The sequence below is a fragment of the Parabacteroides leei genome, assembly GCF_023369805.1.
GTDB lineage: Bacteria > Bacteroidota > Bacteroidia > Bacteroidales > Tannerellaceae > Parabacteroides > Parabacteroides leei.
Genome location: NZ_JAMBQG010000008.1, coordinates 82,581 through 99,320, shown reverse-complemented (window position 1 = coordinate 99,320; position 16,740 = coordinate 82,581). Strand labels below are relative to the sequence as shown.

At 39.2% G+C, this 16,740-nt stretch carries 14 protein-coding genes; 4 read left to right on the top strand and 10 right to left on the bottom strand.

Features of this window, described 5'->3' with window-relative positions; all coding sequences use genetic code 11:
* Nucleotides 1-32 precede the first annotated feature (32 nt).
* Entirely contained in the window at nt 33-863 is an 831-nt protein-coding gene (locus M1P97_RS13205; RefSeq protein ID WP_249389328.1) for a DUF6261 family protein, read from the bottom strand.
* Between the two features lie 476 nt (nt 864-1,339).
* Here M1P97_RS13205 and M1P97_RS13200 point away from each other — a divergent pair, with 476 nt between their 5' ends.
* The gene (locus M1P97_RS13200) at nt 1,340-2,836 is read left to right on the top strand and encodes a PCMD domain-containing protein (protein ID WP_249389327.1); all 1,497 of its coding nucleotides are present in this window, start codon (nt 1,340-1,342) and stop codon (nt 2,834-2,836) included.
* A gap of 78 nt (nt 2,837-2,914) precedes the next feature.
* Here the strand turns inward: M1P97_RS13200 and M1P97_RS13195 are convergent, their stop codons facing one another.
* The 4 genes from M1P97_RS13195 to M1P97_RS13180 all read right to left on the bottom strand — a co-directional run bounded on the left by M1P97_RS13195 (nt 2,915) and on the right by M1P97_RS13180 (nt 7,803).
* A complete protein-coding gene (locus M1P97_RS13195) occupies nt 2,915-4,000 on the bottom strand; it encodes an LptF/LptG family permease (RefSeq protein WP_195372893.1) in 1,086 nt (361 codons plus the stop codon).
* A gap of 72 nt (nt 4,001-4,072) precedes the next feature.
* Nucleotides 4,073-5,203, bottom strand: a complete 1,131-nt coding sequence (gene tgt, locus M1P97_RS13190; protein WP_195372894.1) for a tRNA guanosine(34) transglycosylase Tgt — start codon at nt 5,201-5,203, stop codon at nt 4,073-4,075.
* Between the two features lie 35 nt (nt 5,204-5,238).
* Nucleotides 5,239-6,852, bottom strand: a complete 1,614-nt coding sequence (locus M1P97_RS13185; RefSeq protein ID WP_249389326.1) for a 4Fe-4S binding protein — start codon at nt 6,850-6,852, stop codon at nt 5,239-5,241.
* A complete protein-coding gene (locus M1P97_RS13180) occupies nt 6,853-7,803 on the bottom strand; it encodes a DUF362 domain-containing protein (protein ID WP_293651201.1) in 951 nt (316 codons plus the stop codon).
* A gap of 79 nt (nt 7,804-7,882) precedes the next feature.
* Here M1P97_RS13180 and M1P97_RS13175 point away from each other — a divergent pair, with 79 nt between their 5' ends.
* Entirely contained in the window at nt 7,883-8,680 is a 798-nt protein-coding gene (locus M1P97_RS13175; RefSeq protein ID WP_249389325.1) for a hypothetical protein, read from the top strand.
* 28 nt (nt 8,681-8,708) lie between these two features.
* Here the strand turns inward: M1P97_RS13175 and M1P97_RS13170 are convergent, their stop codons facing one another.
* The 3 genes from M1P97_RS13170 to M1P97_RS13160 are packed head-to-tail and all read right to left on the bottom strand — an operon-like array spanning nt 8,709 to nt 12,312.
* Complete coding sequence (locus M1P97_RS13170; RefSeq protein ID WP_249389324.1) at nt 8,709-9,146, bottom strand: hypothetical protein; 438 nt, start codon at nt 9,144-9,146, stop codon at nt 8,709-8,711.
* Nucleotides 9,147-9,159: 13 nt separating this feature from the next.
* Nucleotides 9,160-10,503 (bottom strand): cysteine peptidase family C39 domain-containing protein, encoded by a 1,344-nt coding sequence (locus M1P97_RS13165; RefSeq protein WP_249389323.1) that lies wholly within the window; start codon nt 10,501-10,503, stop codon nt 9,160-9,162.
* 51 nt (nt 10,504-10,554) lie between these two features.
* Nucleotides 10,555-12,312 (bottom strand): O-antigen ligase family protein, encoded by a 1,758-nt coding sequence (locus M1P97_RS13160; protein WP_249389322.1) that lies wholly within the window; start codon nt 12,310-12,312, stop codon nt 10,555-10,557.
* Between the two features lie 579 nt (nt 12,313-12,891).
* Here M1P97_RS13160 and M1P97_RS13155 point away from each other — a divergent pair.
* Nucleotides 12,892-13,902: an IS110 family RNA-guided transposase gene (locus M1P97_RS13155; RefSeq protein WP_249389321.1), complete on the top strand. Its 1,011-nt coding sequence runs from the start codon at nt 12,892-12,894 to the stop codon at nt 13,900-13,902.
* Here the strand turns inward: M1P97_RS13155 and M1P97_RS13150 are convergent.
* Nucleotides 13,877-15,628, bottom strand: a complete 1,752-nt coding sequence (locus tag M1P97_RS13150; RefSeq protein WP_249389320.1) for a hypothetical protein — start codon at nt 15,626-15,628, stop codon at nt 13,877-13,879. The genes M1P97_RS13155 and M1P97_RS13150 overlap by 26 nt on opposite strands.
* Before the next feature lie 123 nt (nt 15,629-15,751).
* On the opposite strand from M1P97_RS13150, the gene M1P97_RS13145 reads away from it, so the two are divergent.
* Complete coding sequence (locus M1P97_RS13145) at nt 15,752-16,159, top strand: secondary thiamine-phosphate synthase enzyme YjbQ (RefSeq protein ID WP_249389319.1); 408 nt, start codon at nt 15,752-15,754, stop codon at nt 16,157-16,159.
* Here the strand turns inward: M1P97_RS13145 and M1P97_RS13140 are convergent.
* Nucleotides 16,146-16,733 (bottom strand): sugar O-acetyltransferase, encoded by a 588-nt coding sequence (locus tag M1P97_RS13140; protein WP_249389318.1) that lies wholly within the window; start codon nt 16,731-16,733, stop codon nt 16,146-16,148. The two genes, M1P97_RS13145 and M1P97_RS13140, sit on opposite strands and share 14 nt — an antisense overlap.
* Nucleotides 16,734-16,740: the final 7 nt, after the last annotated feature.

The window sequence follows — 16,740 nt, the reverse complement described above, 5'->3', positions numbered from 1 at the left end:
CCCCGCTTTGTGTTTTAGTATAAATTTCTTTGTTATTCGATTACCGGACGATCATCCTCGCCGCCACCGCCGCCGGGCTCGTCGGGAGTAATAACCGGTCTGTCATCGTCAGGATTAACATTCGCTTTCGAACCGATTCCGCGGCGCGACAGCGTTTCGGAGAACTGCACGATCTCTGCATTGACAGCATCGATCACGGCACCGACAGCAGCAATCTTCGCAGCATCTTTTTCGATCACTTCACTTACCATATAAATGGCATTGATTGCCTCAAACAACTTACGGGCAGCTTCATCGACCTGTGGACGGATCTGCAAGAGGTTTTCAGTCACAGTGCGTACACGTTTTTCGTCGGCACGGCGCGAGTAAAGTTCTGCAAATTCGTCGTTAGCCGCTTTCAGTGAGGCTACCGCTTCAGTCAATCCTAAAGTTTGTACATAAGAAGAATACTCATCCGACTGTAATTTCTTCACCAGGTCGGACACCATTGCCGTATTTTCAGCATCGGGTTTTGATGCAGCCTTGTTATAAGGCTTCATGACGTAAGCAAGCTTGTTACCTGCCGTAGCTTCGGACGGTGTCAGGCTCAGTTCTTTGCTTTGGATCGTGAGTCTGACCAGGCGGAAAAGCCTGTCGCGTGCGGCATCTTTATCAGACAGCTCCTTTGTGTCGACAAACCCTTTGTTTTGCAGGTAGATGGAGTCTTCTTTTTCAAATAACGACAGGTAACTGTCGCGCAGTTCGGTCAGCTTGTACTGTGTAGCAAAATCGGCGGGGACAGCTTTCAATAAAGCCTCTTGCAGATTGTAGTGCTCGGCATTACGGGCGCTTTTCAGATAGAGGATTTCAGGAATTTTTTTCATACTAATTGTATTAATGGATGAACAAAAAAAATCATATTAAAGAAACAAAGCTTCCGGATTGTCTCCCCGTTTTCTTCCGACAGTCGGGAAAACACCGGAATTGTGTCGCAGCGCCTTCCCGTCCGGAGAAATCGTCAAAAAAGACGATAAAAACATTTTCCGACTGTCGGAAAGTTAAAAAAAACGTTTTTCGCTGTTTCCGACAGCCGGAACGCTTGAAAACCTGTTTTTCGACGTTTTTTTCTTACAGAAAGCTTCTGCGACTGTTTTTTAGCCTTTTCCGACAGGAAATAAACCAGCAAAAGCCGTTTTTCAAGCTTTCCACCCGACGGACGCTCTAAATGTAGACAATTAAAACCGGAAAATCATAAAAACCGGATAAAAATGCTTTCTCAAAAATAATCCGTATCTTCGCAAGTGTTTTTTGAGTAAAAATTTTTATTAATTAAATGGTATTAGTTTACTGACAAAAATTTATGAGAACAAAATTACTGTATGTATTCAGCATGCTTTGTATGCTGAATTTGTTCATCGGTTGTAGCGATGACGACAAGACGGAACCGATCGGAACAGGATTTGACGGAGTGTATAAAGGTGCTCTGGATGTCGATTTGGACGGAACAAATGTGGGCAAAGGCCTTCCCCAGAAAGTGTATGTAACCAAAGTCGGTGATAACCAGATCAAGATGGAACTGAAGAATTTTAGTTTCGGTCAGATGGCTCTCGGAAACATCTCTGTCGATAAATGTAATGCAGAAATGCAGGGTGAAAACGCTTGTAAGTTCGATGGCGAACAAACGTTGTCTTTACCTCTGATTGGCGATTGTGATGTTGTAATGAACGGAACGATCGTTGGCGAAAAGCTCGAAATGGTAATCGACGTAAAAGCAACCCAGGCAGGTGCAGCCATCACAGTCAAAGTAGACTTTAGCGGTACGAAGCTGGCGGCCGACCAGAGCTCGGAAGCGAAGATTACGGAGTTTACTTTCGATACAGATCTAGTGGTTACTCAGCCGATTATTGATGGTACGAATATTTCTTTTGTCGTAGCAGATACAATCACAAGTGAAGAATTGGCAATACTGGTTCCAACTATCACTGTTTCCGACAAAGCCACAATTACTCCAGCCAGTGGTGTTGCGCAGGACTTTACAAAACCAGTGGTTTATACTGTAACATCCGAAGATGGAATTGTAACTACTAAATATACAGTGACTGCTGAATTAAATGGTACTTACAATTTTGAAACATGGGTTCCTGGTGTGGAAGGACAAAAACCGGAAATGACATTCTATGAAGTAGCCGGAGGATGGTCTTCCAGTAATGCAGGTGCACAATTGTTGAAAGCATTGTCTTTTACTGATCGTTACGTTGTTACTGAAACAGATGATGCTCATAGCGGAAAGTCGGCTGCCCGTATTGAGACTGTTTATTCAAAGGGAGCGAATTTCTTTGGAATGCTTGTTCCTACAGTTACGACGGGTAGTTTATTCCAGGGTAAGTTTAAAACAGATGCAACTAACACATTAAATAGTACAAAGTTTGGTATCCCATATAGTAAGAAGCCTGTTACACTCAAAGGTTTTTATAAATATACTCCGGGCGAAAAATTCTATCGTTGCGAATCTCCTGCCACTTGTGACAAAGCCGTTGTAGATCCCAACAGTGTGGATAAATGTGCTATCAATGCTGTTCTGTATGAAGTAACAGACTTCGAAGATGAAAGTCAATATCTAACAGGTCTGAATGTTAAGACATCAGATAGAATTGTTGCTGTTGCCCAATTGCAAGACGGAACTGCTAAAGCAAACTGGACTTCATTTGAGATTCCGTTCACATTTAAAAAAGAGTATGACCCTACGAAAAAATACCGTTTCGCTATTATGTGTTCATCCAGTAGTGATGGTGATAATTTCAATGGTGCTCCGGGTAGTACTTTGATCGTAGATGATTTTGAAGTTGAAGTTGAATAATCAGAAAATATTTAATAAAATAAGAAAGGGTTTCGTATCAGATACGAAACCCTTTCATTTTTATAGTTCAGTTATCCTTTACCTCGGTGCCTTCTGATACAAATAAATTGCAATAAACGTATAAAGAATATTAGGAATCCAGGCGGCTACCATCGGGCTTACATAGCCGTTAATGGCGAAGGTCGATGTGACGGTCGTAAACAGGATATATGAGAAGCTTAATGCCAGGCCGATACCGATGTTCAGTCCCATTCCTCCTTTGATCTTGCGCGATGAAAGGGAGGCTCCGATGGAGGTAAGGATAAACGCTGCCATGATAGAGGCAAAACGCTTGTGATATTCGATCTGGAAAGTTTGTATATTCCCGATACCGCGTGTTTTCTGACGATCGATATAGGTGGCCAGTTCCGGCGATGTCATCGTTTCACAGTCGGTTGCGGAGATCAGGAAGTCGGACGGGATGATCGTCAGTGTCGTATCCTTACGGGAGCCCTCGGAGATATGTTCGCGCATTCCTTCAAAGTCGCGGATCATATAATCGATGACAGTCCATTTATACAAAGAGTCGTATTTGATGGAGTTGGCCGTTAGTTTGGAGATCAGCTTCTTTCCTTCGAAATGTTCGAGCGAGAAGCGGTAACCCATATTCGGACGCGAGTCGTAACGGTCGAAATATGCGATCACACCCGGCTCCACTTCGATCTGGATATTGCGGGCAGACTCCACCTTTTTGTTTCGGATATATTTATTCTGAAAATCGATACGCGTAATATTGGCCGGAGGAATAATGAAGGCACTTAATATAAAACTTGCAGTCGCAATGATCCCGGCCGAAATGGCATACGGCAACATAAGCCTGCGGAAACTCATCCCGCTGGCAAGCATGGCTATGATCTCCGAGTTGTCTGCCAGCTTGGAGGTAAAAAAGATTACCGCAATAAACGTGAACAGCGAACTGAACAGGTTGGCAAAATACGGTATGAAGTTCATGTAATAATCCAGGATGATTGCCTGCAAAGGTACATCGGGCTTCAGGAACTTGTCGATCTTCTCGTTTATATCGAAAACTACCGAGATAGAGATAATCAGAATAAGCGCGAAAACATACGTTCCGAGAAATTGCTTGATGATATACCAGTCTATCCGTTTTAATTTAAAATTCATTTTCAATTTTATTTGGTAATTAGAGGCGTCCAACGTTTTCTGCGTTCCTTAATAGGATCATTGGATGTATAGTCATAACCGATTGTTTAGTTGCTGTACCATGCCGCTTTTCCATGTGACGAAGTCGCCGGCTATGATATGCTTGCGTGCCTCTTTTACCAGCCACAGGTAAAAAGCCAGGTTATGGATAGAAGCGATCTGCAGACCCAACAGTTCGTTCACTTTGATCAGATGGTGCAGATATGCTTTGCTGTAAAGCGTATCCACGTACGAGTGTGCATCCGGATCGACAGGGGAGAAGTCGTCTTCCCATTTCTTGTTACGCAGGTTGATCGTGCCATATTGCGTGAAGATCTGCCCGTTGCGTCCGTTACGGGTCGGCATGATACAGTCGAACATATCCACACCGCGCTCGATCGCTTCCAGCAGGTTGATCGGCGTACCGACTCCCATCAGGTAACGGGGCTTGTCTTTGGGCAATATTTCATTGACAACCTCGATCATTTCGTACATCTTCTCCGTCGGTTCGCCGACAGCCAGACCACCGATGGCATTTCCGTCAGCGCCTTTCTTTGCTACATTTTCAGCAGCATGACGACGCAGGTCAGGATATACGCAACCTTGCACGATGGGGAAGAGGCATTGTCCGTAGCCATATTTCGGTTCGGTAGAGTTGAAGCGTTCGAAACAACGGTCCAGCCAACGTTCGGTCAGTCCCAATGATTTTTTGGCATAATCGTAATCGGCATCTCCCGGACAACATTCGTCGAAAGCCATAATGATATCGGCACCGATGATACGTTGGATATCCATTACTTTTTCCGGGGTGAAGAGGTGTTTCGAACCGTCGATATGCGAACGGAATTCGGCACCTTCCTCATGCAATTTACGATTGTCGGAAAGCGAGAACACCTGGAAACCTCCGCTATCGGTCAGGATAGGACGGTCCCATGTATTGAATTTGTGCAATCCGCCTGCTTTCTCCAGGATTTCAAGACCCGGACGCAGATAAAGATGATAGGTGTTACCGAGGATGATCTGGGCATTGATATCCTCTTTCAACTCGGTCATGTGGACGCCTTTTACTGTGCCTTGTGTTCCGACAGGCATAAAAATGGGCGTCTCGATTACCCCGTGATCGGTAGTAATCAAGCCCGCCCTTGCATTTGTTTTAGTATCGTTGTGTTGTAATTCGAATTTCATTCTGCAAAATTTGCAGCAAAGGTAGTATTTTTCTATCAGAATCCGAAGTCATCGACTTCTACGTTTTTGACTTCTTCCTCTTCCGGCAAAACAATGGTCTGATGCACTACATTCGACTTCACGATAATGGCCCGCATCGGACGTACCGGACAGATCGATTCGCATCCGCCACAACCTACACATAAGTCAGGGTTTACCTGCGGAATGGTCAGTGTCCCTTCATAAGGCACCATGTGTACGGCCTGTGTCGGACAGTGTTCGGAGCAAGCACCGCAGTCAGTCCCTTCTGTCTTCACAATACAACGGTTGATAAAGAAAGTGGCAATACCTACCTGCAACGATTTTTTTTCTTCCACCGCAATAGGCCGGATGGCTCCGGCGGGGCAAACTTCCGAACAAACTGTACACTCGTAGTTGCAATAACTATTGATATAGGCCATACGAGGCTTCAACAGATAGTCGAAACCATATTCCAGTCCGGCAGGACGTAATACCTGGCTCGGACATTTCACGACGCAGATATGACATCCGGTACATTTGTCTTTGAAACGCTCCAGGCTCAATGATCCGGGAGGGGTGATGGGCGGCCATTTTTTGCGTCCTTTTCCTTTTCCATGCCCACTTCCCTGTCCGTGTCCTTCGCATTGTCCGACACCTTCCGCAATAGCCGATACAATCGGCAAGGTAGCCGCAACAGTTGCTCCGGTAGCCAGGAAAGTACGGCGGCTGTTTACTGCCGGTTGCTGTTCCGCTTCCATATTCATGGTAGCTTCGGCAATTCTCTTTTCACCTTTCCTGAAAGGAGGGTTGAAACGGTATTGTAATCCGCCTTTGGCACAAGAAGAAACGCAGTTGAAGCAATCCACGCAACGAGAAGTATCGACTGTCAGATTCTTGGTATCGATCGCTTCTGCTTTGCAGGTATGTTCACAGTTTCCGCAATGGGTACAAGCCTCTTTATCGAATGAAATACGGAAGAATGAATAACGTGACACCAGGCTAAGCAATGCACCTACCGGGCATAATGAGTTACAAAACAAACGTCCGCGGAAAATAACCAAAACGGCAAAAACAACCAGAGCCACAATACCGGACACCAGGCCGGCAATACTTACCGTACTGATCGTTACATGGAACAATGAATAGTTATCCATCTTCATCAGCCAGTCGGCCAATACATTATTCCCCCACATAACAGAAGGGCGGAACAGGTTTGCCGCAATGCGTCCGAAGTTACTATACGGATCGAGTAACAGGCATAAACCGGAGAATCCCAGCAAGGCTGTTATCGCAGTTGCCGCCAGCAGCACATATCGTACCCTGTTTAATGGCTTATGATATTTAAATCGCCGCACCCCTTTTTTCTTCTTTTTTCCTATGCAGAACAGGCGGTTGATGATATCCTGAAAAACTCCGGCAGGACATAATACCGAACAGTAGATACGTCCGAATAGCAATGTCAGGAGAAACAATACGGCAACAATCCCGAACATGCCCCCAAGAATAGCCGGTAATAACTGTACATGCAGTAACTTGTGTACGTCGACCGGCATCTTATTCGTGAAGTCCAGAAAGAAAAGAAGTATAGGTATAAAAAACAGGGCTGCGAGGAGTACCCGCAGTCCTTTTAAGTAATTAGGTCGCTTCATTTATATTTTAATACGTTTGATATTGATCTTCTTCAAATCCGTTGATCCCAGTTTAAGCTCCTCGCCTTTACCGATATGGCTTACAGCTTCCATGTCCAGTTTCTTTACCTGGTTGAATAAAGCGAGGGCTGCCGTGTCGATTGCAACGATGTTAGGAGATACGATCATTGATTTCAATGTCGCTACATCGGCTGCACTTTTGCCCTGCGGTCCGTTCTGATGCATCATACGGTAAGCATCCACGATATTCAGAACCGGTTTCTTTTGCCAGGTACAGATGTCGGCGATACATTGCTGCAAGTCGTTCTGATGGAAGAAACGACGGTCCCATACGATACCCATATAATTCTTCATGGCACAGGAAAGTTTTGCCCCGCCATGATTCTTCAGGATAGGCACATTGATCCAGGCGTCCGCTTCGATCAGTGCTTCGTGTATCTTGGCAGACTTTACTTTTACTCCGTTGGGGATGGATACTTCTTTGAAATACTTTTCGTCATTACCCGGCATGATAATACCTCCGGCTTCTTTCACGGCAGCAGCTATACCACTGCTTTCATAACATTTCTGCCAGTTATCGCAGGTATGGTCGAAAACAGTTACTTTCTCAGCCCCGGCAGCCAGGCATTTTTTTACCAATGCTTTGATAAGCTGCGGGTTGGTATTCCCTGCCAGTTCCGGTGTACGGTCCCATCCGATGTTCGGTTTGATAACCACTTTTTGCCCTTTCTTGATGTAATTACCGATTCCCCCCAGGGTCTCCAATGCTTTATCAAGCATAGCCTCAGGTTCGCCACCCATCACAGCAACCATTTCTGGAGCCTGCTCTACTGTCATGGTGTTGGTTGACAATGCGGCTTGCAGCCCTTTAAAGTCTATGGATAATGCGGCACCAGCTACTACACTGGTCTTTAAGAAATCACGACGTTTCATTTTGTTGTAATTGGTTATTAGAATTGTTTATAGATGTAACAAAGGTAGTAATTCTCTGAATTATAGTGTATCTTTGCCCGTAAAAAATATTAATTTAATGGAATTATATGCTTATATATCATTGCATTCCTTTGTCGAAGGATGCATGGGGGCAACCGGAGAACCGGCACTTATTTTACAGGCTGATAATTTATTGTATACCGTTCCTCTGGAAGAATATCAATATGGATTGTCGCTACTCCGGAAGGCGATAGAAGCGTATGAAATACAAAAAGGAATTCCGGCAGAAGAGAGTAAACAGGCTATTCCTTTTTTCCGTGAGAAGCGTCGTCTGCTGATCGGACCGGAAATGGATATTTATAAATTGTCTTTCTATGAAAATGAAACGGAGCTCCCGGAAAAGGTAAAGTCCGCTAAACAACCCTACCTGCGTTTGTCTTTCGATTATGAGCAACTGGCGGAATATTGCCTTTTCGAAAACATGTTCCTGGTTCGTTGTAAATACGATGAAAGACAGGTACTCGATAACTTTATTACGCAGATGGAACGTGAATACGATAAGTTCTTTTTCGATGATGAACACAGTGGTTTTACATCCGATTCCCATTTCTTCTCGCTTTTATGTAATGCTTGTCTGGAAGTAAAGGAACCGTCGTGTGCAGCGGAAAAAGAATGGCGTTTGGCGCTCCTTCGTAGTCCGGTCGATGCCGGTTACCGGTATGAGGACGGGCAACTGAGACCTTTCGTTCCCATTTCTTTGCCGCTGAATGTTATCTGTAAAGTAACTTTACTCAACAGTGAAAAAGAAGAATTGAACTTTAGTGCCCTTGCCGGTTTTATGCAACGTATCGGTTTGTCGCCGGAACGTTATCTGGAAGGATTGCAGGAGAGGTGAAAATACCTCTCCTAATAATACTTCAGTTTTAAATTGCCTTATAAAAAATAATATCGTAGGTTGAAAGATCTTTCAATTTCATTTCAGAGGAAGTCAATTCCACTATTTCATAAACTTTAAGAGTCTTTTCACCTGATTTTCTATTAATCAAATTTTGGATGATATACTTCCCATTATCACTTGTTCCAACTTTAGTTTGATCAAATTCTTTTACAAGCTGATCTGATAAGTAGAAATAAGATTTCCTTTTTGCAATTGTTCCATCATAAGTAAATTGATCAGTCCATTCAGTCTTAGAAAAACTAATTTCAAATATTATTTTATCTTTTCCTGGAAATTGTGCACGCCATACTTTAGCATTACCTAACATTTCTATTGTTGTTGACTGTGCAAAAATAGAACCTACGCATATAAATAGGCATGCTAAAACACTACTTAAGTTTAATAATAATTTGTAATTCTTCATGCTATATTCTAATTTATTTATTTCCTTTAATAACAATGTTGTAATGTTTTGACAAATAAGACTCATTTACAACTTTCATTTTTCCATCTTCGGGATCCATGTATATTAAATCCCCATCTGCCCGATAACCAGTAATTAGTACATTATGAGAAGAATTGGGTATATTACTAGGTATATCTGTCATTACCACTTCGCTTTTATCTATAGCCGTTTTATAATCAGTAAATGAATCAACAATAAAGTATTTATTAACAAGATCATTGATGTCGTTAATATCTACTCCTTCTCTTGGTACCCACTTATCTGTTTTATTTAGATAATACTGCCAATAGACGCCTTCATTCGTATTCCCTCCGTATACCTTATTATTTGCATATTCCATTATAGCAGTAACGCAAGTATAAAGGATCTGTTTATTCATCGTAGTAGGAAGATTTTTTTTTGCCATATGATCATCGTCACGTTTTATATAGTCAATTGGTTTTTTATCCGCAGGGATATCTGGCGGATTGGTTGGTGGATTATATCCTCCCCCGCCTCCTTCTCCCGGAGGCCAATCGCCATCAGAACCATCATCTACCCAATTACATACTTCGGTATATTCCGGATAAGATACAGTTTGACATGTAGAAGTTACTCCCCAACCAAATTCTTCATCATATGAAGGTTCTCCCCAACAGTCATTGTATTCCACCCATGTAACATCGGTATAACATTCTTGATGCATACCTTTGGTAGTGATAATAAGGAATCCCTCTTCTGATCCCGGAGAAATTTTGGCGACTAACTTCCCTTTTTCATATCTCCAGCCATTGACGAATCCTTCACCCGGTTTGTAAAAATATACATCTCCATCAAAATCAGGTTCTCTATGTAAGTAACTATTTTTACCTACAGTCCTGGTAGACTTTAAATAATCGTACTTTCCAACAAAGATCATAATAAAATTGCAGATGTCACCAGTTTTTAAATTTTTTATAACTACCATACGAGCAATATTATGAACTCTTTTAGCATCTGTTTTCAAATTGAACTTCTGTTTCGTGTCAGCGTCCATAAACATAATACCTCCGTTGACCATTAACGGAGTCTCAACAACTTCATACTTAGCTTTTTTACTTTCTTTGGCATATTCCCAGTCTGGCTTAGTCAAGAATTGCTTACTGTTTTCTGATGAGCGAAAATTTGTTACTGGCAAATTATTTTCTTCGTACCATTGTTGGGCTGCGGATCGTGTTAATTCTTTGTTGTTGCCAACGATCATTTTATCATCCTGCACATTGTTATTATGCCAGTCCTCCCCTCTAAACAGGAATAACATAATATACATGAAAGAATGAGTGTACTTAGTAGCCATCTGGGACTCTTCGTGTTCTTTTTCATGTTTTACTACTTAAATATTAATACTTTATTTTAATTGATTTTCGAAAATCCGTTTTAAATCCTGATGTATTTCATATGTTTCAAATCCATATATTTTCACTTTTTCAGAAAGTATATCATGAACAAGTACTAAAGCATCATCCATTAGCCCTTCTTTTTTATATAGCAGGGCTAATCTGCTCCGTGCTTTTTGTCTTGATGGTACCATATAATGTGCTAACCAATAGGCATCCTCTGCTTGATCATTTTTCTGCATTCGTTGTAATAGATCTCCTTTCATTATATAAACATCAGAACAGGGATAGAGTCTTTCCCAGTTTGTAATCTTTTCCAACAATAGACAATCATATTTCTCTCTTTCTAATGCCTTACAATAAATCATCCAAAAAAACGTTTCGTTTTTCATTATTCTTTCTAATTTTGAACATTCAGATATAAAATTTTCTATTTTATTCTCATGTATGAGTTTGAGGGAATTAAAAAAAATATGATGATTGTGATATATATAAATACCTGATATTAAAAATATACAGCTGATCGAAAGATTTAATAGCCGAATACTTTTTAATACATTTATTAAAGATTTATGTTTGATATATTTTCTTTTTTTATTCATTATAGTAACTAAAAAGGCTAACATAATAATAACTAAAACAGGAAATGCATTTCCAGGATAGGAAAAGAATCCCCAGATAACTCCAGACATCAATACAGAACGAGCTAATAAAATGGAAATATTTGTTTTTTGTTTTTTCAATACCATATGAACTATTCCAATATACAATAATAAACCAAGCAATCCATATTCTACGGTAAATCTTAAAGGTTCATTATAAACTATATGATTATTTCCCGCTAAGAATTTTTCCCGGTCGCTCCCGTTTGACTTTAGATAAGAAGCCTGATAAAACATATAGTTAGAAATAAAACCATCTGACCCAAATCCTGTAATAGGTTTGTCTTTAATCATTTGTAGGGTTACTTTCCAAATAAGTAGTCTGCCGTCGACAGAATCTTTTTTCAAGATGTATAACCCATATATAAAGATCGTTGTTAAAAGGACTAATCCTATAGTCCCCAGTTTTATATGAAATAATGACCATTTCATAGTTCTTTTTATTATTTGGGGAGAATGCGTACAATACATAATAATGGAAACCAATAAAAGAGCAAGCCATGCCGATCGGCATGTTGTTATTAATAATGGTGGAATACTTAAAATAAAAAGAATAACAGATGTAATATATAGTTTTTGATAACGCAGACGGTATCCAGGGTATAAACACCAAGCAATTATTGCACTCATTAATAGACATAATACTCCGGCATATATGCTACTATTTTGGTATGGGCCTGTTATTTTGCAAAAAGAACTATCTGAAGTTATATATCCTATATATTGCAAATAACCTGTAATAATTAAAATAATATCAGAAATCAATATGGAAGTATAAAGAAAGAAGTAATTTAGTTTACCGGTTAGCCGAAGCATCCAATAAATGAAAAATAAGGCGATGCTTGCCATATTCCATAAATTATCGAACGGTTGATGGGAGAAGAAATAGCCTATGGTAATGATTGCTATGACAAAATCAGTAGCTGTGAAACTAAGATATGACTTAATTAGCAATAATGTGGAAGATATACCTACAATAATTGCAAAAACGATTGTTATGAATAAAATAGAAGAATAAGAAATATCAATAACTCCTCCAATCGAATTAACGGTGAGACTAATTATGATTACTCCTGGTAAGATCTCATTTATATTATATACTTTCATGGCAGTTACATATACTGATTGATAAATATTTGTTTCCCCTTCTTATAAAAAAACGGAAGTTCTTCTTTCCCTTTATCTAAATTCCGTAGCCAATAAATTGTTCCTTCAGGTACAGAATCGATATCTAAATAGTTATATTTAGATGTGTAATCAGACAATTTGATCCATTCCCCACATTTATAATATAATAATTGATAATGTTCTTTCGGCTCTATTACATTCATTGCATTCCTTGGTAACATTCTGAATCCGGTAATACAAATTGGGACTGTAAAGTCCATTCCCAAATAAGGAGATTCCACGAATGTTTCAGGATTATTGTCATAAGCTCTAAAAAATAGCCTTAGTTTTGGCACATAGTATTTCGATAAGATAAAAAAGATAGATTTGTAGAATGTTAAACCATTGAAAGAAAGGAAGACAAAGAGTGAACCAGTAAAAAGTTGGAATAAGATTCATGTTCACTTTTGGACTCTCTGTCTATCCTGAACCCAGACCTATATAAGAATGTAACACCTTTTGTTAAGGCTTTTAGGCTAAGTTCAAGTTCCTTTCTCTCTTTTTTCCCAATACAAAAATATGGAAAACTTTTATTTTATCGGTGTAGATGTTTCGAAAAAGAAGTTGGATATCTGCGTAATGTGTGGTTCCAAAGTAGTAACAGAGGAGCTAGTTAGTAATCATCAGCAAGCTATCATAAAGCTGATAAATGAATTAAAACGGGATTTGAATATGACAAACGATAATTTTTTGATCTGTGCGGAACATACTGGTCAATACACATACCCATTAATTTGCGCGTGTAAATCAGTAGATTGTAAATTATGGATAGAAAATCCAACCCAGATAAAGTATTGTTCGGGTCTAACCCGTGGTAAAAATGACAAAGTAGATGCTAAACGGATAGCCTTATATGCCTCCCGCTTTTACGATCGGGCGACTTATTATAAACGTCCGTCTGAGGAATTAACCAGGTTAAACCAGTTGGAAGCAGAGCGTACATTATACTTGGTGGACTTATCCAAATATAAAGCCCAGCTGACAGATCAGAAGGAGTTTATGCCTAAAGCATTATACAAAAGCAAATCCGATAGATTTAAAATATTAATGAAGTCCCTGGAACAGGTACTAAAAACAATAGAAGAAGAAATGAACAGTATCATAGAGTCAACCAAAGTATTAAGTCGGCAGATGGATCTATTGACCTCTATTGATGGGGTTGGTCCTGTAGTGGCCCGGAATATGATAATTGTGACGGAAGCTTTTACACGCTTCGATAATCCACGCCAATTTTGTTGTTACGCCGGTGTTGCTCCGTTTGCTTATACTTCCGGAAGTAGCCAGCACTCAAAAAATAAAGTATCACAGAAAGCCTGTAAATATCTCAAAACACTATTACATATGGCTGCTGTCGCTGTAGTACATAGAAAAGGCGGTGAACTGAAAGCGTACTATGAACGTAAAGTAGATGAAGGTAAAAATAAAATGTCCATCATCAATGCATTACGGGGTAAACTTGTGGCGAGAATGTTCGCTGTCATCAAAAGAGATGAATTTTATTCACCTATTTTATCGAAAAATATTTGCTAAAATCATAAGAATGTGGACCGGCTTTTAGAGGTATCCCTTCTATTTTAACAAAATTACTATTTTCTAGTATCTTTTGATCATTTAAACTGAATATAGGTAATGAGGTAGGTTTAGATTGTTTATGTATTCTATCGGATCTTCCTAAAAATTCAAATTCCGCAATGTTTACAGCAGATTTGTTATCAGTCTCAAATTTGTAATATCGATACTTCCTAAAATTGCTTATTTGATATTCTTGCCAGTAAGGCTCAGGAATATTTTTTATAATGTAAAGAGTATCAAACGCCTTTGTTAAACTGTTTGAGCCAAGCAATCGTGCCCCGATTAAGTTCTCTCGGTTTTTTATTAAATGTCTTTTGGATGGATATTTACGCAATAAATGCATCTGATTCAGATGATTTTGGTTGCATGTTATTTCTTTTTTATTAATATCTCCTGATATACTATCTTTTCTTAACATGAAAGGATTTCCTATGGAGAACATTTCACCTTCCTCATTCATAAGACAAGGGAAAAATAGCATATTTAATGGAATGTTCTCAAATATAACAAGATTTTTTCTATAATTTATTTTTCCCCACGCAACCGCTGATAGATTATTCCCGGTGTTAAAGAAGCATAAATAAGCCAAATTGTTCAGTGTTTTGTAATTAAGTTTTATTTCAACAGAAGAACATAGATGATATCTATTTGTTACATCTTTTATTGTTGGAATATTAAAATATTTAGGTACTATTTCATTTCTTTGTTTAAGAAAGTATGGAGAATCTTTTGTTGTGCCAAATGTCATTTGAAAAACTTTTCCTGCATATTTCAGATCTAATAACCAATCTTCCTGTAAATTATTATATGGAGGGGTATATGGCAGGAGTTTATTACTACTATCAGGAGAAGCACACCAATAATGCCTACTGTCTTTATCCGGCCATTGCGGAGTGAATTCATATACAACAGGGATTCCGCATGCACGGAAGTAATTACATGTTCTTGCAGCCAAGTTGCTACAATCCATTTTAAACGCAGGAAGAAATAAGTCAAAACAACCGATATGATACATTGATTTTATGTATTTATTCATTTCCTTTTGTTCTCGGATATACCCTTTATAACATTCAATGGGTTTTCGGATATCCTCCATCCCATTTATTGATATTCTTCTATATAGAATTGAATATAATGTCTGTTTATTGTACGTTAATACCTCATCTACAGTACGATATGGCAAAATCCATTCTTTAAAATCTTCAAAAGATATATTTTTTAATAATGGAGAATGTTGCCATAGATAGAATGATTGTTCAATATTATCCTTAATGAAATGAGTTGACAATGATTGTATATCAGTAGTATTAGATATTTCAGTTGAGGGAGGGGGGATCAATCCAAACTGCCTGCTTAATTCATGTTTTAAAGAATCGTTTAATGCTAACGAAGGGTCTGAATTATATAAAGAATCGACTCTATTAAAATACTCTGCATATTTGCCGGATAGATTAATTGATGTTTTACTTTTGTGATAGGGCATATTGCTTATTAAAAAACATGCGGCTTCATATTTAAGTTTGTTATCATTATTCTTATAATATTCTAATAGATTCACCCATTCTGCTTTTTTATCCCCAGATAATAAAAGGGCTTCTTCTACTCTCTGGGGATAACGTGAACAGGATAGTAAAAACACTGTGCAGATCCATATTAATAATATAATCTTAAATATTTTGAGCATATTTATTTTTTGTGTAAAAGTAGATGACGGCGATAAGAATAGTGTCTAAAAATGAATCATATTAATCCAATATTTGCCAATTGGATAAATTTGGACTATTTTTGGACAAAATCATGAAATAAAATGGCTACAACATTCGATATACAATTACCTCATTATAACAGAGGCTTTCATTTAGTTACGCGGAATATTGTTTCCCACTTGCCCGAATTGCCGGAAAGCGGCCTGTTGTTTGTATTTATCAAACATACTTCTGCCGCACTTACCTTGAATGAGAATGCAGATCCGTCTGTCCGTCACGACTTCAATACTTTTTTCAATAAGTTGGTACCCGACGGAACTTCTTACTTTACCCATACGTTGGAAGGGGATGACGATATGTCTGCCCACATCAAAGCCTCATTGTTGGGTTCGTCCGTAACTATTCCGATAAAAAATCATCGTCTGAACCTGGGAACTTGGCAGGGTATTTATCTTTGTGAGTTTCGTGACGGTGGGGATAGTCGCAGATTGAGTATTACAATTCTTTAATAACTTTACATGGGTTTCCTACTGCAATACTATTGGCCGGAATCGATTTGGTGACTACGCTTCCGGCTCCGATAACGCAATTGTCTCCAATCGTAACACCCGGCAGGACGATTGTGCCGCCACCGATCCAGGTATAATCGCCGATGGTGATCGGAAGGGCTTTGGTTCTGAAAAAGAGTTCTCCAGAACTTTCGTCCCAGTCTTCTACAAACCTTTCGTTGGCGGCTACCGGATGTGTTGCTGTATATAATTGTACGTTGGGAGCAATCAATACATTATTTCCGATCGTAATAATATTGTCGTCTAAAAAAGTACAGTTCATATTGATAACAACTTTATCGCCAATAAAGATATGCTTCCCGCATTCACAATGGAAATTAATATCTACACTAACGTGCTTACCTACTTTTCCGAACATATCATGCAAGAGTTCCGTTCTAGTTGCTACATCGGAAATGTCTGTCGCATTAAATTTTGAAAGCAATCTTTTGTTTCGGATAATCATATCCAAAACTTCTTTATCAAGCCGGTTACAGTATTCACCCGATAAGAATCTTTGATAGTTGGTTTTCATATAATAT

Excerpts from the sequence above, each read along its gene's own strand:
- M1P97_RS13140 (WP_249389318.1), bottom strand. The coding sequence starts at position 16,733 with ATGAAAACCAACTATCAAAGATTCTTATCGGGTGAATACTGTAACCGG.
- M1P97_RS13200 (WP_249389327.1), top strand. The coding sequence starts at position 1,340 with ATGAGAACAAAATTACTGTATGTATTCAGCATGCTTTGTATGCTGAAT.
- M1P97_RS13165 (WP_249389323.1), bottom strand. The coding sequence starts at position 10,503 with ATGGCTACTAAGTACACTCATTCTTTCATGTATATTATGTTATTCCTG.
- M1P97_RS13175 (WP_249389325.1), top strand. The coding sequence starts at position 7,883 with ATGGAATTATATGCTTATATATCATTGCATTCCTTTGTCGAAGGATGC.
- M1P97_RS13150 (WP_249389320.1), bottom strand. The coding sequence starts at position 15,628 with ATGCTCAAAATATTTAAGATTATATTATTAATATGGATCTGCACAGTG.
- M1P97_RS13185 (WP_249389326.1), bottom strand. The coding sequence starts at position 6,852 with ATGAAGCGACCTAATTACTTAAAAGGACTGCGGGTACTCCTCGCAGCC.
- M1P97_RS13195 (WP_195372893.1), bottom strand. The coding sequence starts at position 4,000 with ATGAATTTTAAATTAAAACGGATAGACTGGTATATCATCAAGCAATTT.
- M1P97_RS13205 (WP_249389328.1), bottom strand. The coding sequence starts at position 863 with ATGAAAAAAATTCCTGAAATCCTCTATCTGAAAAGCGCCCGTAATGCC.
- M1P97_RS13170 (WP_249389324.1), bottom strand. The coding sequence starts at position 9,146 with ATGAAGAATTACAAATTATTATTAAACTTAAGTAGTGTTTTAGCATGC.
- M1P97_RS13145 (WP_249389319.1), top strand. The coding sequence starts at position 15,752 with ATGGCTACAACATTCGATATACAATTACCTCATTATAACAGAGGCTTT.
- M1P97_RS13155 (WP_249389321.1), top strand. The coding sequence starts at position 12,892 with ATGGAAAACTTTTATTTTATCGGTGTAGATGTTTCGAAAAAGAAGTTG.
- M1P97_RS13160 (WP_249389322.1), bottom strand. The coding sequence starts at position 12,312 with ATGAAAGTATATAATATAAATGAGATCTTACCAGGAGTAATCATAATT.
- tgt (WP_195372894.1), bottom strand. The coding sequence starts at position 5,203 with ATGAAATTCGAATTACAACACAACGATACTAAAACAAATGCAAGGGCG.